This is a genomic window from Bradyrhizobium sp. 153 (assembly GCF_023073835.1).
Classification (GTDB): domain Bacteria; phylum Pseudomonadota; class Alphaproteobacteria; order Rhizobiales; family Xanthobacteraceae; genus Bradyrhizobium.
Window position 1 is genome coordinate 154,205 of sequence record NZ_JADPKH010000082.1, and the last position, 18,658, is coordinate 172,862.

18 protein-coding genes and 1 tRNA gene are annotated in these 18,658 nt (G+C 64.0%); 12 read left to right on the forward strand and 7 right to left on the reverse strand.

Annotated features, from left to right (window positions below; all coding sequences use genetic code 11):
- Nucleotides 1-5: 5 nt before the first annotated feature.
- Nucleotides 6-3,062: an AAA family ATPase gene (locus IVA91_RS19990; RefSeq protein ID WP_247459100.1), complete on the reverse strand. Its 3,057-nt coding sequence runs from the start codon at nucleotides 3,060-3,062 to the stop codon at nucleotides 6-8.
- Between the two features lie 258 nt (nucleotides 3,063-3,320).
- Between IVA91_RS19990 and IVA91_RS19995 the strand changes: the two genes are divergently transcribed.
- Nucleotides 3,321-3,815 (forward strand): hypothetical protein, encoded by a 495-nt coding sequence (locus tag IVA91_RS19995; protein WP_247277917.1) that lies wholly within the window; start codon nucleotides 3,321-3,323, stop codon nucleotides 3,813-3,815.
- 302 nt (nucleotides 3,816-4,117) lie between these two features.
- A complete protein-coding gene (locus IVA91_RS20000; protein ID WP_247277918.1) occupies nucleotides 4,118-5,155 on the forward strand; it encodes a thermonuclease family protein in 1,038 nt (345 codons plus the stop codon).
- A 90-nt stretch (nucleotides 5,156-5,245) separates the two neighbouring features.
- Here IVA91_RS20000 and IVA91_RS20005 read toward each other — a convergent pair.
- Nucleotides 5,246-5,322: transfer RNA gene (locus IVA91_RS20005), tRNA-Met, on the reverse strand.
- Nucleotides 5,323-5,815: 493 nt separating this feature from the next.
- A complete protein-coding gene (locus tag IVA91_RS20010; protein ID WP_247277919.1) occupies nucleotides 5,816-6,577 on the reverse strand; it encodes an SDR family oxidoreductase in 762 nt (253 codons plus the stop codon).
- Between the two features lie 136 nt (nucleotides 6,578-6,713).
- On the opposite strand from IVA91_RS20010, the gene IVA91_RS20015 reads away from it, so the two are divergent.
- Both IVA91_RS20015 and IVA91_RS20020 read left to right on the forward strand, forming a co-directional pair.
- Nucleotides 6,714-7,226 (forward strand): CvpA family protein, encoded by a 513-nt coding sequence (locus IVA91_RS20015; protein ID WP_247277920.1) that lies wholly within the window; start codon nucleotides 6,714-6,716, stop codon nucleotides 7,224-7,226.
- Nucleotides 7,227-7,427: 201 nt separating this feature from the next.
- Nucleotides 7,428-8,210, forward strand: coding sequence for an SDR family oxidoreductase (locus IVA91_RS20020; RefSeq protein WP_247277921.1), 783 nt, complete (start codon nucleotides 7,428-7,430; stop codon nucleotides 8,208-8,210).
- A 47-nt stretch (nucleotides 8,211-8,257) separates the two neighbouring features.
- Here the strand turns inward: IVA91_RS20020 and IVA91_RS20025 are convergent, their stop codons facing one another.
- A complete protein-coding gene (locus IVA91_RS20025; RefSeq protein ID WP_247277922.1) occupies nucleotides 8,258-8,734 on the reverse strand; it encodes a DUF3775 domain-containing protein in 477 nt (158 codons plus the stop codon).
- Between the two features lie 112 nt (nucleotides 8,735-8,846).
- Between IVA91_RS20025 and IVA91_RS20030 the strand changes: the two genes are divergently transcribed.
- From IVA91_RS20030 to mbfA, 6 genes are all read left to right on the forward strand, one after another.
- Nucleotides 8,847-9,695: an MBL fold metallo-hydrolase gene (locus tag IVA91_RS20030; RefSeq protein ID WP_247277923.1), complete on the forward strand. Its 849-nt coding sequence runs from the start codon at nucleotides 8,847-8,849 to the stop codon at nucleotides 9,693-9,695.
- A gap of 210 nt (nucleotides 9,696-9,905) precedes the next feature.
- A complete protein-coding gene (locus IVA91_RS20035) occupies nucleotides 9,906-10,748 on the forward strand; it encodes a fumarylacetoacetate hydrolase family protein (protein WP_247277924.1) in 843 nt (280 codons plus the stop codon).
- Between the two features lie 181 nt (nucleotides 10,749-10,929).
- Nucleotides 10,930-11,541: a glutathione S-transferase family protein gene (locus IVA91_RS20040; RefSeq protein WP_247277925.1), complete on the forward strand. Its 612-nt coding sequence runs from the start codon at nucleotides 10,930-10,932 to the stop codon at nucleotides 11,539-11,541.
- A gap of 15 nt (nucleotides 11,542-11,556) precedes the next feature.
- On the forward strand, nucleotides 11,557-12,426 hold the full coding sequence (locus IVA91_RS20045) for an MBL fold metallo-hydrolase (protein WP_247277926.1): 870 nt from the start codon (nucleotides 11,557-11,559) through the stop codon (nucleotides 12,424-12,426).
- 116 nt (nucleotides 12,427-12,542) lie between these two features.
- Entirely contained in the window at nucleotides 12,543-13,691 is a 1,149-nt protein-coding gene (locus IVA91_RS20050; RefSeq protein WP_275974759.1) for an alpha/beta hydrolase, read from the forward strand.
- Nucleotides 13,692-13,754: 63 nt separating this feature from the next.
- Nucleotides 13,755-14,726: an iron exporter MbfA gene (gene mbfA, locus IVA91_RS20055; protein ID WP_247277927.1), complete on the forward strand. Its 972-nt coding sequence runs from the start codon at nucleotides 13,755-13,757 to the stop codon at nucleotides 14,724-14,726.
- A gap of 72 nt (nucleotides 14,727-14,798) precedes the next feature.
- Here mbfA and rnhA read toward each other — a convergent pair whose 3' ends face one another.
- From rnhA to ispH, 3 genes are read right to left on the reverse strand one after another with little or no spacing between them, the layout of a single operon-like run.
- A complete protein-coding gene (gene rnhA, locus IVA91_RS20060; protein WP_247277928.1) occupies nucleotides 14,799-15,263 on the reverse strand; it encodes a ribonuclease HI in 465 nt (154 codons plus the stop codon).
- Nucleotides 15,260-16,255 carry a homoserine kinase gene (locus IVA91_RS20065; RefSeq protein WP_247277929.1) on the reverse strand — a complete coding sequence of 332 codons (996 nt, stop codon included), beginning with the start codon at nucleotides 16,253-16,255 and terminating at the stop codon, nucleotides 15,260-15,262. The genes rnhA and IVA91_RS20065 overlap by 4 nt, the downstream gene beginning before the upstream one ends.
- Before the next feature lie 6 nt (nucleotides 16,256-16,261).
- Nucleotides 16,262-17,230, reverse strand: a complete 969-nt coding sequence (ispH, locus tag IVA91_RS20070; RefSeq protein ID WP_247277930.1) for a 4-hydroxy-3-methylbut-2-enyl diphosphate reductase — start codon at nucleotides 17,228-17,230, stop codon at nucleotides 16,262-16,264.
- A 264-nt stretch (nucleotides 17,231-17,494) separates the two neighbouring features.
- Here ispH and IVA91_RS20075 point away from each other — a divergent pair, with 264 nt between their 5' ends.
- Together IVA91_RS20075 and IVA91_RS20080 are read left to right on the forward strand one after the other, a co-directional pair.
- Nucleotides 17,495-18,190, forward strand: coding sequence for a cell cycle transcriptional regulator TrcR (locus IVA91_RS20075; RefSeq protein WP_247277931.1), 696 nt, complete (start codon nucleotides 17,495-17,497; stop codon nucleotides 18,188-18,190).
- Nucleotides 18,191-18,332: 142 nt separating this feature from the next.
- Nucleotides 18,333-18,518: a hypothetical protein gene (locus tag IVA91_RS20080; protein ID WP_247459094.1), complete on the forward strand. Its 186-nt coding sequence runs from the start codon at nucleotides 18,333-18,335 to the stop codon at nucleotides 18,516-18,518.
- Nucleotides 18,519-18,658 lie beyond the last annotated feature (140 nt).

Sequence of the window (18,658 nt, forward strand, 5' to 3'; positions counted from 1 at the left end):
CGGGGTCAGGTCAGCTCGTCGCCTCGCGCGAGCATGTCGTTCAGTATCGCCTCGGCCTTCTGCTGGAGCGGCCGCGCGCCGCTCTCGGAGGCGATCGCGATGCTGGCGCGCAGCGCGGCGAGGATGGCCGCGTTGCCTTCGGCGCTGGACGCCGGCGTCACCACGGCTTCGCCAAGCAGGGCCTCGGCCTCGAGGCCCGAAAACCCCTGCTGGCGCGCCGTGTTGCGCGCCTCGCGCAGCATGTTCTGCGCAGTCCCGGCGTCGCCGAGGCGCCAGGTCGCCAGCGCCAGGTAGATCGAGCTGCGCAGCACCGCCGAAGTATAGCCGACCGCCTTCGCCTCCTCGCGCGCCTCGGTCAACATGCCCCGCGCCCGGTCGAACAGGCCCTGGTCCAGATAGGCCATGCCGAGATGGCAGGCGAGCACCGGCACGAACAGCCGGATGCCGTGCTTCTGCGCGAGGACAAAGCCGTCCTCGAGGATGGAAGCGGCGGCTGCCGGATCATTCTGCCCCAGCTTCAGCCAGCCGCCGCTATAGGCGGCCGCGACGCGGTCGTAGGGCCGACCGGTCTCCCCCGCTATCGCAGCGGCCTCGCGCTGGAGCTGCTCGGCGGCATCGAGCTCGCCCATCACGGTGTGGGTGATGCTGTTCATCATGCAGCAAAGGAGGAGCAAAGATCGTGGGGTCGTGCCGATCGGAGCACTCGCTGTTGGACCCGCGAGATGGACGCGGGCCGTGGCCAGCATCTTCTCGGCCTGATGGTAGCGGCCGGAAAGAAAATAGGCCTGCCCAAGACCATATTGGGCGAGATTGCGCCAGCCGGGATTGCCCGAGCTCTCCGCCAGATCCACCACGTCTTCCCCGATCGCGACAGCTTCGACCGGCGCTCCATAGAAGTTCTGTGCGCCCGCCCTCATGGTCATGGCCGCGACCTTGCGCTCAATATCGTTGATTGCATCGGCTCGCCGTTCGGCCTCCCTTCCCAGATCCAGGGCTTCCGCGACGCGCCCAGATCCGGCAAAGGCCAGACGTGCTTCCATTCGGATGTCAATGGCGTTCACCTCGCGCGCGTGCGTCACTGGTGTCTTGTCGAGAGATCCCATCGCAATCTCGAAATAGTCGACCGCGCCGGCATAGGCCGAGCGAACCAAACATTTTCGAGCAGCGCTCCTGCCGTGGTCGAACGCCTTCTGCCAGTCCTTTGCTCGCGTCGCGTGATAGCAGAGCGTATCCGGATCGTCGGCCCATGCCTCGTCGCCTTCGAGGGCGGCAAGTATGCTGGCATGGATGCTTTCGCGCACCTTCTCGACCATGGAATCGTAGGTCACCTGCCTGACCATCTCGTGCCGAAATTCGAGCGAGTCCTCCAACTCACTGTCGATCTTGACCAGCAGTTCGGCCCGGTCGAGTGCGGCGAGGCAATCCTGCAGAACCTTTTCCGGCAGGGCCGCTACTTTCCGCAACATGGCTTGGTTGGCCCGGCGTCCGAGCGCCGCGGCGATCTGAAGAAGTGACCTTTCCTGCCGCGACACGCGATCGAGCCGTGCCGCGATCACACCTTGAATGCTGCTGGGGATGCCGAGCTCGTCCACAGGACGCGCAACGGAAAGATCACCCCACTGGCCAAGAAGCAGGCCGCTGTCCTTCAGACTTCGGCAGACCTCCTCGATGAACAGCGGAACGTTGGCCGTGTGAGAGATGATCCGATTCTTCAGGTCCGTATTCGAGGTAGCGGGGCCAAGCATCTCCGCGAGCATGGCCAGACCCGAATCGTCGTCGAGAGGCCGCATCGCCACGATCTCCGCCTGACAATTTGCGATCCACACCGGCATTCCGTTGGGCCGCGTCGTCAGCAGCACAAGCAAATCGGGGCTTTGCAGCCCGGAGAGGGTGGCCACAATCGCGTCGCTGGCCCGATCGATCCAATGCAGGTCTTCGATCAGAAGGACAGTGCGTTGGCGACGGGCGACGCTCGCGACGATCGCGCAGCTCGCGTCTGAAATCGCGCGGCCGCGGGCGTGAGGCTCCAATTCGTCCCATTGCGGATCGGAAATCGGCAAGTCCAGGACGGCGTCGATGGCGCGCTGCTGCACCACCGGCAACGCGTCTCTGGGATCGTCCGTCCTGGTCTGATCCCTCGCAGCTGCATCAAAGACCGAGAGCAACAGGCGCTTGAGGGCGCTGTACGGAGCGCCCTGGAGATTCGGGCTGCACTCGGCATCGATCAGCCGCCAGCCGCTGGCTCGAAGGTCCTGGGCGAACTCATGTGCGAGCCGCGACTTACCAATGCCGGCATCCCCCATCAGCAGAACCGTTTGCCGGCCGGCCGCAATCCTTTCCGTCGCGCGCCATAGCAATGCCCGCTCCGTCGTGCGATCGACGAAACGGGAAACGCTGCGCGCACGTCGGACCCGCCAGCTCGACAGATCGCTTGCGCCCATGATCCGGTACACGGGCATGGGCTCGCCAAAACCACGGAGCGCTTTTCGGCCGAGGAATTCAAAGCGCACATGTCCGTCCGCGAGCTCCTGGCAGGCTTGCGAGACATAGATCTGGTTCGCCTCGGCCGCTGCTTCCAGCCGGGCTGCCAGATGCTGGGCGGCTCCGCCGATCTCATAGACTTTGGAAAATTCGCTGGCGACCATGTAGGCCACCACATGGCCTGAGTGGAGGCCAACCCGGACCTGAAGCCCGGGATCTCCCAGGCTGCCGACACGCCGGACAAGTTCGATGGCTGCGTGGCAGGCCAGCGGGGCATGGTTGTCGTCGGCGATCGGAGCGCCGAATACCGCGGCCAACCCATCGCCCAACTCTTTACTGACGATGCCGCCAAACTGGCGCACCGCGCCTCTCATCGCCGCAAGAGCCGGTTCGAGACGCGACACCGCCGCCTCCGGCTCGAGCTCCGCAACAAGTCCCGTGGAATCGACGACGTCAGCGCGCAGAATGGTCACAAAGCGTCGCTCGCTGTCGGGATCAACGCGCTCGCGCACCGCCGCTCCGCATTTGGAGCACCAGCTATCGCCGGGATCAATCGTCGACTGACACGCGAAGCAATGCATTTCAGCGCCTTCAACGAACTGCCTCGGCAGTCCCGCTCCAACGCCTGCGAGGCGTTTGGCGTACATTACCCATAGAGGAATGCATGGCAATCGGGCTTGCGGGATACGCGATGTTACCGGATCGCGGCTCTCTGGACGAAGTACAGTCGTGGGTGGTAGCGTGCCTGCACACAACGAATGTGTGATCGGCGGCAGCGTGACGCGTATTTCGGCCGCCAGCACCAAGTTTTGACAACAGACATATCGGGGAAAGAGGCGATGGCCGGACTGGTATATAGCGGCAAGGCATTTCGAGACTTGATGAACAGAAATTACTATCCCCTGGCGAACATGAAAAAGAGCGTCGCGAAGCTCAAGGAATCGGACGACATCGATCTGCCGACGCTGGAATATGGCCAGTATCACCTGATCCTGAACCCGCCATCCAAGTGGCCGCAGGGAAGCGCCAAGTACTGGCACAAGGAGAAGGGCCGGGCCCGCGTCGACCTCAGCACCCAGCCGAACACGGCTCCGCTGTCCAAGGACGAGCCCGGTGTCATCCCTCTGACGCGATGCGATCTGCTCGATGCCTGCGTCCGGAAGTGCTTCAATTCCGAACCGCCGATCCCGATGAAGACGAACATCATCACGCACAAGGCGAGCGATGCCTATGCGCACCGCCACGAGATCCGGCTGGAGTGGGAGTACAGGAACGGCGAGGACAAGGCGCCGACGCTGCTCTATCTGACGATGGTCTGTCCGCATCGATCGTGATCTTCAGAAGCATTCTTCTTGGTTCAAGAACCCATTGCCGCCCGCGACAGGCGCGCGGGCGTCTTGTTGCGACTGATGCCACCCGCCAAGGCGTGCCGTCCGTCGCTCTACCCCTTCGAGCGCACCCCATGACAACCTCGTTGTCAGCATCGTGTAGCCGAGAGCTGAGGCCACGGCCGCAACGCGTCGCGCCTGTCCTAGCCGCCGTCATGGGCCTGTCGCACGAAGATGCTCGGTTACGCCTCACTGTTCGCGCGAATCGCTTCCTCAGAAGTCGTCGTGCGCCGTGACAGGAGCGGCCGATGCCCGTTGGACTGTTGGAGGTTGAAGGTACGATTGATGTCGGCCAGTTCTGGCCGGAGGGGCGGTCGGACGCCGACACCACCAAGGTCGTGGTGGCCATCGCGCCGGACGCGATCCGCTTCCGCAAGAACGACTCGTCGCCATTCCAGCCGACCCACGCCTTCGAGGGCGCCAAGGTCAAGGGCCGGACCGCAACGGCACCGATCAAGAACGGCAAGCTCACCGTCCGCCTCCAGGGCATCGACGCACCGGAGCTGCACTACCAGCCCTCGCCACTCTCGACGGCCGAGAAGAAGGGTCTGACGCAGGCCAAGCGGCAGGCCTATCACGAGGTCACGCATTCCTACCGACAATTCCTCGGCGCCACCGCGAGCAAGGTGCTGCACGATTTCCTCAGCCGTCCCGGCGAAGTCACCCTTCCCTGCCGCGTGTTCACCCATGTCGATGCGCCGAACGAGGTGTTCGACACCTATGGGCGGCTGGTCGGCGACATCGAGGTGACGGTTGGTGGCGAGACAATCGACATCAATCACTGGCTGGTCGAGCAGGGCTTTGCCTATCCGACGTTCTACTCCTCGATGAACGAGGATGAGATCAAGGCCTTCCTCGCGCTCGCCAAGACGGCGCGCGCAAAGAAGCTGCCGGTCTGGAAACATCTCGCCAAGACGATTGGCCCCTTCGACTTCGGCCTGCGCGAGCCCAGGGCCGGCGAGACCGCCGTGCTCGCGACCGACAAGGGCCCGGTGATCCTGCCAAAGCTCTACCGCCGCTACACCAACTGGTCGGCGCGCAAGAAGGCCAAGATCACGAGCCAGACCTTCCAGAAGTTTTTGGGCGAAGGCTCCGGCGGCAAGCCCGACACCTGTTACGAAATCGATGACTTCCTGGCGAACGGCGTGCACTCGGCGACGCCGCGCAATTTTGCGGAGTTCGTCGAGGGCGGGAAGACGATCAAGTTTCAGCCAGAGGGGCTGGTGTTTGGGGAGGCACCGTCGACGCTGGTGGGCGCGGATGGGAAGGTGGTTAGGGAGTTTTGAGGCGCAGGATTTAGCAAACAAACATTTACCAAACAAAAATGGCCCGCTTCATGCGGGCCATTTTCATATCAGATCCGGTCAATCCGAATTTGGTTGCGGGGATAGGATTTGAACCTATGACCTTCAGGTTATGAGCCTGACGAGCTACCGGGCTGCTCCACCCCGCGTTAAACACTTGCTTTGCCTTCGCCAAAGGCCGGGGACGGTCGGTTAGGGCCGGCGCTGTTCGCGTGGCTTGCTTCGTCCGTCCCAAAGGCTTCCTTGGAAGGCGACCCGGGGCAAAGCCCGTCGGGTGCGGGGCGTATGTAACAAGGCGGGCTGCCTTTGGAAAGGGCTGCGGGAACGTTTTTTTCGACTTTGTGACAGGCGGATGGACCGGTTTTGGGGCCGTTTCGGCATGCACTTGCCAGGAGTTCCGCAAAGAGCCAGCTTGGCCGTAACAAAATCAGGGCGCAACGTCATTTAGGGGATGCTGCCATGGACCGTGCCTTGGACAATCCCTGACAAACACCCCGCTGCAGGCGCTGGAGGATGCCTTTCGGTGCCATGGTCGCGCGGTCGCGGCCGAGCCGGCTCGCGGCGGCCGCGGGACGCAATCGGACGCCTTTGTCCGGGACGAGACCGGAGTAAAGCTCTCGCGCGCCAATAGCGCAGCGTAGCTCAATTCAATAAGAACCCGCCGTCCACCGTCACCACACTGCCCGTCATGTAGCGCGAGGCGTTCGACGCCAGCAACAGGATCGCGCCGTCGAGATCGGACTCGGCGCCGACGCGGCGCTGCGGGATGCGCTTGGCCAGGCGCTCGCCTGCGGGCGTCGACCAGAAGGCGTGGTTCATCTCGGTATCGATATAGCCGGGCGCGAGCGCGTTGATCCGGATGTTCTGGCCCGCGAGCTCCAGCGCCATCGCCTTGGTCGCCTGGAGGATGCCGGCCTTAGAGATCGCGTAAGGAGAGACCGCCTTCAGCACGCCGGTGCCGAGCACGGAGGCGATGTTGACGATGTTGCCCGGCTGCTTGCGCGCGATCATGCGCCGCGCCACTTCCGTCGCGAGGAAATAGGCGCCCTTCAGGTTGGCACCGATCACGGCATCCCAGTCAGCCTCGGTCTGCTCGGTCGCGAGCTTCTCGATGGCAATGCCGGCATTGTTGATCAGCACGGTGACCGGCCCGAGCGCAGCTTCCGCCGCATCGACCGCCCTGGCGATCGACGCGGTGTCGGTGACGTCGAGCGCGACGGCAGCGGCGCGGCCGCCATTGCCGCGGATCTCTTCTTCCAGGCTCTTCAGCTTGTCGGTCTGCCGCGCCGCGAGCGCGACGGATGCACCATGGGCCGCCAGCACTCGGGCAAATTGCCGTCCCAGCCCCTGGCTCGCGCCGGTCACGAGGATGGTTTCTTCACTGACGTCGAATAGGTCTGCCATGACGATTTCCTTGGGCGTAATCCCTGAGCTTTTGAAGCCATCAATACAGACGATTTTAGCGATCTGAAACCGGAATGATCGGCTCGGCGTTCATTCGTTCCAGCGCAGCAACGTTTCCTGAGGTGAGCTCGCAGGCATGAACAGTTTCGATCTCGCGGTCTATTCGGCACTCGCCATCGCGGTCGGCCTCGGTTTCAGGACCGGGCTGCTGCGCAGCGCTGTGACCATCCTCGCCTATCTGCTCGCCGCGCCGATGGCGGTGGCGCTGATGCCGCTGATCGCGCCGCAGATCGCAGCCAACGCGAATTCACCGCTGCTCCAGAACTGGATCTGGTTCTTCGCCATCTTTGTGGTGATCGGCATGCTGCTCGGGCATATCGGCCGCACCGCCCTGAACGACACCATCGGCGAGGCCGGCATCGGCGACCGGCTCGGCGGCGCCGCGCTCGGCACCATCAGGGTCGGCCTCGTCGCCACCACGCTGGTAGCGGTGTTCGACCAGATCGTGCCGGCCAACCGCCAGCCGCCTTTTCTCGCCGGCTCGCATCTGCGCCCGCTGTTCTCGACGGTAGGACAGATGGGATTCAAGTCGCTGCCGCCGGAGGCGGCTGCCGCGATCGACCGCCTCAAGCAGGAGCGGCGCATCTGAGGCGCGATCAGATCGCGCTTTGTTGTTTGGGCATGATCTCTTTAGAAAACCGCGATACATTCTTCCGGACCATGCCTCCGCATTTGCATCGCCGCAGCGCGCGCCATGCATTTTGAAGCGGGCCCGTCCCTTATCAGCAGCGTCGAGGTTGGATAGAGTAGCCGCCGTCCAAAACCTACCTGACATTACGGGAGTGAAACAGTGGATCTTGGGATCAAAGGTCGCCGCGCCATCGTCTGCGCATCCAGCAAGGGCCTCGGGCGCGCCTGCGCCATCTCGCTGGCCGAGGCCGGGGTTCATGTCACCCTGACCGCGCGCGGCGCCGAGGCCTTGAAGAAGACGGCCGACGACATCCGCAAAGCCTATTCCGGCGTGACCGTCACCGAGATCGTCGGCGACATCACGACGCCGGCAGGCCGCGAGGCCGTGCTGAAGGCCTGCCCCGAGCCTGATATCCTGATCAACAATGCCGGCGGCCCGCCGCCCGGCGATTTCCGCAACTGGACCCGCGACGATTGGATCAAGGCAATCGACGCCAACATGCTCACCCCGATCGAGCTGATCAAGGCGACGGTGGACGGCATGATGGCGCGCAAGTTCGGCCGCATCGTCAACATCACCTCGGCCGCCGTCAAGGCGCCGATCGACATCCTCGGCCTTTCCAACGGCGCGCGCGCCGGCCTCACCGGCTTCATCGCCGGCCTGTCGCGCAAGACCGTGATCAACAACGTCACCATCAATGGCCTGTTGCCTGGCCCGTTCGAGACTGACCGCCTGACCGGCACCGCCAAGGCCGAGGCCGACAAGCGCGGCGTCACGCCGGAGCAGATCCTGGCCGAGCGCGCCAAGCAGAACCCCGCCGGCCGCTTCGGCCAGCCCGACGAGTTCGGTTATGCCTGCGCCTTCCTTTGCGGCGCCAAGGCCGGCTTCATCACCGGGCAGAACATTTTGCTGGATGGCGGCGCGTTCCCGGGGACCCTGTAGTCGCGCATCTCGCTCTCCCCGTTCTTACGGGGAGAGCATTCTCCGTCTCACCGCTGCTTGGTCGGTTCGTCCTCGTCCTGCTGACTTGGAGCGGAGGAATCAGCGGTGGTGCGCTCATCGGTCCAGTCGATGCCGAATGCGTCGAGACCGTCGGCGAGCAGATCGCCCAGCATGGGCTCGCCGAGCAGATAGTGCACCGTTTCGCGGCGCGGACTGCGATATTCATTCCGCGCCTCCACTGCGCGGGTGCGCAAATCGTCCCAATCATCGATCGTGCCGTCGCCGCGGCCGAGCCACGTCAGCGCGACGAGATCGAGCTGCTCGTCCTCGTTCAGGGCAATCATGAAGCTCCCGAGCTCTTGGACGACAGGATCGGAGCCGTCGTCCTCGAGAACGTCGAGCGCATCGTCATCGCTCGGGTTCGAGCCGGAATCCGGATCGGAATCGCCCTCCTTGACGTCCAATTCGCGCGCCTTCTCGATGATAAAAGCGACTTTTTCAGCGGATATTGCAAGCTCTGGCATGGCTCCTCCTCCGGTTCCCGCGATAACGCCGCATCGCGTCAGATGATCCATTGCGCTCCATGGCGGAAGGCCGCATGTTTCGGCACCAAAACAAGAACATGGGAAGGCGCCGATGCAGTGGAAGGTGGGCAGGGTCAAAATCACGAAGGTGGTGGAATTGGAGACGGTCGGCTCGACCCGCTTCATCCTGCCGCTCGCAGGGAACGCAGAGATCCAGAAGTTGCCCTGGTTGATCCCGCATTTCGCCACCGAAGAAGGCCGGCTGAAGATGTCGATCCATTCGCTGGTGGTGGAGACGCCGACGCGCCGGATCGTGGTCGACACCGGGCTCGGCAACGACAAGCAGGGCCGCAACGTCCCAACCTGGAATCATCGCAGCACACCATTTCTGGAGACGATGACGGCGGCAGGCTTCGCGCCTGACAGCATCGACACGGTGCTGTGCACGCATCTTCACGTCGATCATGTCGGCTGGAATACGAAGCTGGTCGACGGCAAATGGCTGCCCACCTTTGCGAATGCGCGCTACGTGTTCGGCAAGACCGAATACGAGCACTGGCGCGACCACTCCGCCGAACCGGACAAGGCAGCGGTGTTCAATGATTCCGTGCAGCCGATCGTCGATGCCGGCAGGGCCGATCTGATCGCGAGCGACCGCCAGCTCTACGACGAGATCAGCATGATCCCGACGCCAGGCCACAGCCCCGGCCATATGAGCATCCTGATCCAGTCCGACGGCGAGCAGGGCCTGCTCACCGGCGACGTCGCCCACCACCCCTGCCAGATGGCGCATCTCGACTGGTCCTCGACCGCGGATTCCAACCAGGCGCAATCGGCCGAAACGCGGCGCGACTTGTTCGGCCGCTTTGCCGACACGCCGACGCTGGTGATCGGCGGGCATTTCTCGGCCGGGCATATCAAGCGGGATGGCGACGCGTTCAGGTTTGTGGCGCTGGGGTGACGGTACTCCTCATGGTGAGGAGCGCGTCTTCGCGCGTCTCGAACCATGAAGGCCCCGCCCGCGGCCATCCTTCGAGATGCCCGCCTTCGGCGGGCCCTCAGGATGAGGGGGTGTAATGCGGAAACGCCCGGCAGTGAGCGGTTGAATTTCCCGCCGCCCTGTTCCATGAAGCTGTTCAACCGATCGGTCTATTCCCAGGGAGAAACGAGAATGAAGCTTGTTCGTTATGGCGAGAAGGGTGCGGAAAAGCCCGGCCTGATCGACAAATCCGGCCAGTTGCGCGACCTGTCGGCGCATGTGAAGGACCTGACCGGTGAGGCCTATTCGCCGGAATCTCTGAAAAAGCTGGCGAGCCTCGACCCCGCCTCGCTGCCCGCGGTGTCCGGCAAGCCCCGCTTCGGCGCACCGGTCACCGGCATCTCGAAATTCGTCGCCATCGGCCTCAATTACAGCGACCACGCCAAGGAGACGGGCGCTGCGATCCCGACCGAGCCGATCATCTTCATGAAGGCCAACACCTCGCTCTCCGGCCCGAACGATCCGGTCGAGAAGCCGCGCGGCTCGACCAAGCTCGACTGGGAAGTCGAGATCGCCGCGATCATCGGCACCCGCGCCAAATATGTCTCGGAAGCCGATGCGCTGAACTACGTCGCCGGCTATTGCGTCTGCAACGACGTCTCCGAACGCAACTTCCAGACCGAGCGCCTGGGCCAATGGACCAAGGGCAAGTCGCACGACACGTTCGGCCCGCTCGGCCCATGGCTCGCCACCAAGGACGAGATCAAGGACGTGCAGGACCTCTCGATGTGGCTCGACGTCAACGGCCAGCGCCGCCAGACCGGCTCGACCAAGACCATGATCTTCTCCATGGCCAAGTGCGTCTCCTATGTGTCGCAGTTCATGACGCTGTTGCCCGGCGACATCATCACCACGGGCACCCCGCCCGGCGTCGGCCTCGGCATGAAGCCGCCGACCTTCCTCAATGTCGGCGACGTCGTCACGCTCGGCATCGAAGGTCTCGGCGAGCAGCGCCAGGAGATCATCGCGGCGTAGGCTCTCCGCCCTCATCCTTAGGAACGCGCAATGCGCGTCTCGAAGGATGCGCCAATAACACGGTCACTCGACGCATTGGCCGGGTGACGAGAGAACGCCTCCCATTCCGTCCTTCGAGACGCGCGCCGAAGAGGCGCACTCCTCAGGATGAGGCGTGTGTGTTTGGATAGAGGTTATTCAGATGAAACTCACCTTCTCCCCCGCCTCGCCCTTCGCCCGCAAGGTGCGCATCGCTGCGGTCGAACTCGGGCTGATCGACAAGATCGAGCTCGTGCCCGCAACCGTCGCGCCGGGCACCGCCAACGAGGATTATTCGCGCATCACGCCGCTGAAGAAGCTGCCGGTGCTGATCACCAATGACGGCGACGTGATTTTGGACTCCTACGTCATCGTCGAATATCTCAACGAGATCGCCGGCGGCAGCCTGATCCCGGACTACGGGCCGCGGCGCTGGAAGACCAAGACCAACCACTCGCTGCTCAACGGCATGCTCGATTCCATGCTGCTGTGCCGCTACGAGAAGATGGTGCGGCCGCAGGGCCTGCAATGGCAGGCATGGTCGGACGACCACTGGAACAGGGCCTGGACGGGCATGGCACGCTTCGAGAATATGCCAGAGGTGCTGAACGGCCCGTTCGACATCTCGCAGATCGGCCTCGTTTGCGTGCTCGGCTATGCCGACTTCCGCTTCGCCGATTGCGGCTGGCGCCAAGCCTATCCCAAGCTCGACGCCTTCCATCAGAGAATGCTGGAGCGGCCTTCCGTGAAAATCTCGGTGCCGCCTCCGGCATAATTCGCAGGAGCTCTCATGAGCCTCAAATACTCCGTCGGCGATCTCACCATCCATCGCGTCATCGAGCAGGAAGTCCCGTTCTTCCCGGCGCTGGAGTTCATTCCCGGGCTGACGGCGGAGGTGCTGGCCGAGAACCGCGCATGGATGCGGCAGGCCAAGGCACTGGACGAGCAGGACACGCTGATCCTGTGCTTCCAGTCCTACGTGGTGAAGACGCCGCATCACACCATCCTGATCGACAGTTGCATCGGCAACGACAAGCCGCGGCCGCAGCGGCCGAAATGGCACATGAAGACCGACGACACGTATCTGCGCGGGCTCAATGCTGCCGGCGTGTCGGTGGACGACATCGACTTCGTGATGTGCACGCATCTGCATGCGGATCATGTCGGCTGGAACACCCGGCTCGAGAACGGCCGCTGGGTACCGACCTTCCCCAAGGCGCGCTACGTCTTCGCCAAGCGTGAGTTCGACTACTGGACCGAGCAGAATGCGAAGGCGGAGGTCCCGCCCTTTGCCGACAGCGTGCTGCCGGTGGTGGAGGCGGGGCGCCACGAACTCGTCGGCAGTGACCATCAGATCGGCGATCACATCCGCATCCTGCCGACGCCGGGCCACACGCCGGGCCATGTCGCCTTCACTGTCGGACGCGGCAAGGACGATGCGGTGTTCTCCGGCGATCTCATCCACTCGCCATTGCAGGCGCTCTATCCCGAGTTGTCGATGAAGTTCGACGTCGATCAGGCGACAGCGGCGAAAACGCGCCGCGGCTTCCTGGAGCGCTATTGCGACACCGACACGCTGTGCTGCACGGCGCATTTCCCCTCGCCGTCGGTGGGCAAGATCAAGCGCAAGGGCAGCGGCTTCGTCTGCGCGGCGGCCTAGCGGAACGACCTCTCTTCACATGCCCGGGCTTGTGCCTGGCATCTAGGTTCTTACAATCAACGGCAACGAAGAACGTAGATGGCCGGGACAAGCCGGGCCATCACGAGGAAGCGCCTATGGCCGATCTCCCCGACGTCCCGCTCCCCGCCGGCATCCGCGCACGCTATGTCGATGGCATCAACGGCTTGCGCATGCATGTGCTGGAAGCCGGGTTCGAAACCGGGGGCCGGCCGTGCATTCTCTTGCTGCACGGCTTTCCCGAGCTGGCCTTCTCCTGGCGCAAGGTGATGCCGGTGCTAGCTGCGGCGGGCTATCACGTGATCGCGCCGGACCAGCGCGGCTATGGGCGCACGATGGGATGGCGCGCCGAGTACGACGGCGATCTCGCGCCCTTCTCGCTCTTCAACCTGATACGTGATGCGCTCGCCCTGGTGGCGGCTTTCGGCTACCGACAGGTCGATGTGGTCGGGCACGATTTCGGCAGCGCGGTCGCGGCCTGGTGCGCCCTGAGCCGGCCCGACGTGTTTCGCTCGGTGACGATGATGAGCGCGCCGTTCGGTGGACCGCCGCCGCTGCCTTTCAACACAGTCGACACGCCGGCAAAGCCTGCGGCCGAAGACGCCGTGCATCGCGAACTCGCCGCGCTGCCGCGTCCGCGAAAACACTATCAATGGTACTATTCGACACGCGCGGCCAACGCCGACATGCACTGCGCGCCGCAGGGCGTGCACGATTTCCTGCGCGCCTACTATCATCACAAGAGCGCGGACTGGTCCGACAACAAGCCGTATCCGCTGGCATCATGGTCGGCGAATGAACTGGCGAAGCTGCCGACCTATTACGTGATGGACCTGAACGAGACGATGGCTGAGACGGTGGCCAAGGAGATGCCGTCGCCGAGCGCGATCGCCGCCAATCAATGGCTACCGGACCGCGAGCTCGCCTACTACAGCGCCGAATATGGCCGCACCGGATTCCAGGGCGGGCTGCAATGGTATCGCTGCGGCACCTCGGGCGCTTTCAATCGCGAACTGCAATTGTTCTCTGGCCGCGGCATCGACGTGCCCTCCTGTTTCATCTCGGGCAAGCAGGATTGGGGCACCTATCAACGCCCCGGCGCGTTCGAGGCGATGCAGGCGCGCGCGTGCACGAAGATGCTCGGCTGCCATCTCGTCGATGGCGCCGGCCATTGGGTGCAGCAGGAGCAGCCCGCCGAAGTCGGCCGGCTGTTGCTGGACTTCCTCGCCAAGGCCCGCACCGGCTGATTTGACCGGGGAACCGCGGCGACCTATAGTTTAGAATAATTCTAAACTAATGGCAGGACCGTCGTGAAGAACTTTGCCGACCTGACCGAGCGCGAGGTGCTTGCGGTCGCGATTTCCTCCGAGGAGGAGGACAGCCGCATCTACATGACCTTCGCCGAGGACTTGCGCGAGCGCTACCCGGACACGGCCAAGATCTTCGAGGAGATGGCCGAGGAGGAACGCGGCCACCGGCATCGCCTGCTCCAGCTCTACGAGGAGCGTTTTGGTTCGCATCTGCCGCCGATCCGCCGCGAGGACGTGAAGGGCTTCCTGCGCCGCCGCCCGATATGGCTGACCAAGAACCTGCCGCTCGACACGATCCGGAAGGAAGTCGAGACCATGGAGCTCGAAGCCGAGCGCTTCTACGCGCGGGCTGCCGAGCAGGCGGAGGATGTCGGTGTGCGCCGCCTGCTCGGCGATCTCGCCGAGGAAGAGAGGCATCACGAGAATCGGGCCGTCGCGCTCACCGACGAGATCCTCAAGCCCGACGTGCGCGCCGAGGAGGACCGGACACGGCGGCGGATGTTTGTGCTGCAATATGTGCAGCCGGGCCTCGCGGGCCTGATGGACGGATCGGTCTCAACGCTGGCGCCGCTGTTTGCGGCCGCCTTCGCCACGCATCAGAACTGGCAGACATTTCTGGTCGGCCTTGCCGCGTCGATTGGCGCCGGCATCAGCATGGGCTTTGCGGAAGCTCTCTCCGACGACGGCTCGCTAACGGGGCGCGGCTCGCCCTGGCTGCGCGGCCTCACGTGCGGCGCGATGACGACGCTCGGCGGGCTCGGCCACACCGCGCCCTATCTCGTGCCCGACAGCTGGGCCAACGCATTCTGGGTCGCGACCGCCATCGCCTGCGTCGTCGTGTTCTTCGAATTGTGGGCGATCGCCTTCATCCGCTCGCGCTACATGGACACGCCGTTTCTCCAGGCCGTGTTCCAGATCGTGCTCGGCGGCGCCATCGTGCTGGCGGTGGGGATCGTGATCGGGGCGGCGTAGTAGCCTCACCCCCGGTGTCATCGCCCGCCTTGGCCGGCTGGAGAGAGCTTGGCGACGCCCGAGACGGCGCTACTACTCCCGCACTCTCTGCTGCAACCGCGCCATCGCGATGCCGTCCCGCGCGAGCTGATCGGCGCGCTCGTTCTCCGGATGCCCGGCATGGCCCTTGACCCAATGCCAGCGGACCTCGTGCTGCTTCAGCGCGGCATCGAGACGCTGCCATAGCTCGACATTCTTCACCGGTTTCTTGTCGGCGGTGCGCCAGCCGTTGCGCTTCCACCCGAAGATCCACCCCGTGATGCCCTGACGGACATATTGGCTGTCGGTGTAGAGATCGACCGTGCACGGCCTCTTCAGTGCTTCGAGCGCTGAGATCGCCGCCATCAACTCCATCTGGTTGTTGGTGGTGTGACGCTCGCCGCCGTTCAGCTCCTTCTCCTTGTCGCCGAACTTCAGGATTGCGCCCCAGCCGCCCGGACCGGGATTTCCCGAGCAGGCGCCGTCGGTATAGATCGTGACGTTAGGAAGCTCGCTCACGCCACCAGTCCTGACGGCATCAGCCCATAGTCGCGCACGCTCGTCACGCTCTGGTGGAAGCGCAGCTTGCGGACATATTCCAGCGGATCCTTTGGCCGCACCAGCGCGCCCGGCGGCACGTTGAGCCAGTCGACCAGCCGCGTCAGCAGGAAACGGATCGCAGCGCCGCGCGCGAGCAGCGGCAGCGCCGCCTCTTCGGCTTCGGAGAGCTTTCGCACCCGGCCATAGGCATTGAGGAAGGCGCGCGCCTTGGTGACGTTGAAGGAATGATCCGGCTCGAAACACCAGGCGTTGAGGCAGATCGCGACGTCATAGGCCAGCATGTCGTTGCAGGCGAAGGTGAAGTCGATCATCCCCGAGAGCCGGTCGCCGAGAAAGAAGACGTTATCGTTGAAGAGGTCGGCATGGATCACGCCCTCCGGTAGATTGGTGGGCCAGACCCCGCTCGAGAGATGATCGAGCTCCGCGGCGAGAAAGACGCGCAGCCCCGGCTGCACCTCGTCGGCGCGGCTTGCGGCCGCATCGAACAGCGGCCGCCAGCCCGCGACCGAGAGCGCATTGGCGCGCTTGATCGCAAAGTTGGCGCCAGCCAGGTGCATTTTCGCCAGCGCCTCGCCGACGCCGGCGCAATGGGCCACATTCGGCTTGCGCGGCCACATGCCCTCGAGAAAGGTGATGATCGCGGCCGGCCGGCCCGCCAGCTCGCGCAGCGCCTCGCCGTCCCTCGCCTTCACCGGCAACGGGCAGTTGATGCCATGCTCGGCGAGATGCGTCATCAGCGCGAGGAAGAACGGCAGGTCGTTCTTCGCCACGCGCTTCTCATAGAGCGTGAGGATGAACGAGGCCTGCTTGTTTCCCTGGCTCGTGTGCAGCAGGAAGTTGGAGTTTTCGACGCCCTCGGCGATGCCCTTGTAGGAGAGCAGTTCGCCGAGATCGTATTGCTTCAGGAAATCCGCAAGCTCATCGGCGGCAACGTCGGTGTAGACCGCCATGCAGATTTACTCTGCGGCGGCTTCGGGGCGCACCGAGCGCGGCAGCGGGAAGAACTCGTTCTCTTCCGCGGCCGAGACCGTCTCCACATGCAGCGTGTAGCGCTCTGCGAACGCGTCCATGATCTCCTCGACGATCACTTCCGGCGCGGATGCTCCCGCGGTTATGCCGAGGCTGGCGATGTTGTCGAACTTGCCCCAGTCGATGTCGGCGGCGCGCTGCGCCAGCACCGCGATCTTGCAGCCCTCGCGCTCGGCGACCTCGCGCAGGCGCTGCGAGTTCGACGAGTTCGGCGCGCCGACCACGATCAGGGCGTCCACCACCGGCGCCACCTTCTTCACCGCGAGCTGGCGGTTGGTGGTGGCGTAGCAGATGTCTTCCTTGTGCGGCCCGTTGATGTTCGGGAAGCGCTCCTTGAGCAGCGCCACGATCTCCGCGGTGTCGTCGATCGACAGCGTGGTCTGGGTCACGAAGGCGAGGTTGTTGGGGTCCTTCGGAGTGATGGTCTTGGCGTCCTCGGCGGTCTCGATCAGGGTCACGGCGCCGACCGGAAGCTGGCCGAGGGTGCCGACCACTTCAGGATGATGGGAGTGGCCGATCAGGAAGATCTCGCGGCCGCGCTTGAAGTGGATCGCGGCCTCGCGGTGCACCTTGGTCACCAGCGGGCAGGTCGCATCCAGCGAGAACAAATTGCGGGACTGGGCATCGGCCGGAACCGACTTCGGCACGCCATGGGCCGAGAACACCACTGGCGCGGTGGTATTCTCAGGGATTTCCGCGAGCTCCTCGACGAAGATCGCGCCCTTCTTCTTCAACCCGTCGACGACGTACTTGTTGTGCACAATCTCATGGCGAACATAGACGGGAGCGCCGTATTTATCGAGCGCCCGTTCCACGGTGTCGATCGCCCGGACCACCCCGGCGCAGAAGCCACGGGGAGAACAAAGCACGATCTTGAGGTCTGGTTTGGCTGACATTGAGCGATCTCGGGACCGAATCACCCGTTTCGCCTTCTGGCGGGGGCGGTCGATGGATGGATTGGGCTTAAAACAGTCTGCCTGGACTTTACAGGGACTTCAAAGGGAATTGGGCCCCCTTTCGGGCGCTGTCAAGGCACTATCTATAGCAGAACCATTGCGTGGCTACCCCCTCCGGGCTTATATAGCGCCAATTCCCTGTCATCGCTGATGACCACCGGTTTCGCCTCCAGAGGGGTGGGCGAAGCACAAAGGAGATTTGCCATGAGCAACGCACCTCTGATGCCCAAGGCGACCGCCGTCTGGCTGCTCGACAACACCGCGCTGACCTTCGACCAGGTCGCCGATTTTACCAAGATGCATCCCCTCGAGGTGCGCGCGATCGCCGACGGCGACGCGGCCCAGGGCATCAAGGGCATGGACCCCCTCTCCAACGGCCAGTTGACCCGCGAAGAGATCGAGAAGGGCGAGAAGAACCCGGACTACCGGCTCCGCCTCCAGGAGAGCAAGGTGGTGCTGCCGCCCCAGCCCAAGCGCAAGGGCCCGCGCTACACGCCGGTCTCGCGGCGCCACGAGCGCCCGAGCGCCATCCTCTGGCTGCTGCGCAACCATCCTGAGCTGAAGGACGCCCAGATCATGCGTCTGGTCGGCACCACCAAGAGCACGATCGCGAGCGTGCGCGACCGCACCCATTGGAACACGTCCGCGCTGACCCCGATCGACCCTGTCACCCTCGGCCTGTGCTCCCAGATCGAGCTCGATTTCGAGGTGCAGCGCGCAGCCAAGGAGAAGCCGATCGACGCAGCCTATGGGGGCGCCACGCTGCTGCCGGCCTCCGAGACCACCCGTAAGGACGAGTACGAGCCCGCGCAGAAATCCAGCGACGACCTCAATGTCGACGCCGTATTCGCCAAGCTCAAGACGCTCGGCGGCAAGAAGCAGGAGGACGAGCAGGAGTAGGGGCTTACTTCCCTGCACCGCATCCGGTTCGAACGCGGCGGAGCGATCCGCCGCGTTTTTGTTTGCGAGCGGAACTTTCGCGACGCCTCTGCCGGGAACGATGCGGCCGACCTCGCATTGTTTCCAGCGCGGAGGATCAGCGATGCGGGACGACGAAAACCATTTTGCGTTGTTGCTGGGACGCGCTGTCCTGGCAGCCTGGGGCGACATGCCCCGGGATATCCAGGAAGCCTTGTTCGAGATTGCCATCAGGGACCGCCCTGGCGATCGCGACGACCTGGCGAAGTTGCTGCATGATCGGCATCCGCGGACGGTGCACGCCGGATAGCCGCGTCCCCCCGTGTATCACATTCGCCGGTGTGACGGCGCCAACCGCACCGTCAATGTCAGCTCCTCTTCAGCTATTTCTAGCGCGTTGTTGCGCGAGTCAGCGTCAGAGCAGAGAGCGGACAAGGATTTCGACTGCTG

Excerpts from the sequence above, each read along its gene's own strand:
- IVA91_RS19990 (WP_247459100.1), bottom strand. The coding sequence starts at position 3,062 with ATGCATTGCTTCGCGTGTCAGTCGACGATTGATCCCGGCGATAGCTGG.
- IVA91_RS19995 (WP_247277917.1), top strand. The coding sequence starts at position 3,321 with ATGGCCGGACTGGTATATAGCGGCAAGGCATTTCGAGACTTGATGAAC.
- IVA91_RS20000 (WP_247277918.1), top strand. The coding sequence starts at position 4,118 with ATGCCCGTTGGACTGTTGGAGGTTGAAGGTACGATTGATGTCGGCCAG.
- IVA91_RS20010 (WP_247277919.1), bottom strand. The coding sequence starts at position 6,577 with ATGGCAGACCTATTCGACGTCAGTGAAGAAACCATCCTCGTGACCGGC.
- IVA91_RS20015 (WP_247277920.1), top strand. The coding sequence starts at position 6,714 with ATGAACAGTTTCGATCTCGCGGTCTATTCGGCACTCGCCATCGCGGTC.
- IVA91_RS20025 (WP_247277922.1), bottom strand. The coding sequence starts at position 8,734 with ATGCCAGAGCTTGCAATATCCGCTGAAAAAGTCGCTTTTATCATCGAG.
- IVA91_RS20030 (WP_247277923.1), top strand. The coding sequence starts at position 8,847 with ATGCAGTGGAAGGTGGGCAGGGTCAAAATCACGAAGGTGGTGGAATTG.
- IVA91_RS20035 (WP_247277924.1), top strand. The coding sequence starts at position 9,906 with ATGAAGCTTGTTCGTTATGGCGAGAAGGGTGCGGAAAAGCCCGGCCTG.
- IVA91_RS20040 (WP_247277925.1), top strand. The coding sequence starts at position 10,930 with ATGAAACTCACCTTCTCCCCCGCCTCGCCCTTCGCCCGCAAGGTGCGC.
- IVA91_RS20045 (WP_247277926.1), top strand. The coding sequence starts at position 11,557 with ATGAGCCTCAAATACTCCGTCGGCGATCTCACCATCCATCGCGTCATC.
- IVA91_RS20050 (WP_275974759.1), top strand. The coding sequence starts at position 12,543 with ATGGCCGATCTCCCCGACGTCCCGCTCCCCGCCGGCATCCGCGCACGC.
- IVA91_RS20065 (WP_247277929.1), bottom strand. The coding sequence starts at position 16,255 with ATGGCGGTCTACACCGACGTTGCCGCCGATGAGCTTGCGGATTTCCTG.
- ispH (WP_247277930.1), bottom strand. The coding sequence starts at position 17,230 with ATGTCAGCCAAACCAGACCTCAAGATCGTGCTTTGTTCTCCCCGTGGC.
- IVA91_RS20075 (WP_247277931.1), top strand. The coding sequence starts at position 17,495 with ATGAGCAACGCACCTCTGATGCCCAAGGCGACCGCCGTCTGGCTGCTC.
- IVA91_RS20080 (WP_247459094.1), top strand. The coding sequence starts at position 18,333 with ATGCGGGACGACGAAAACCATTTTGCGTTGTTGCTGGGACGCGCTGTC.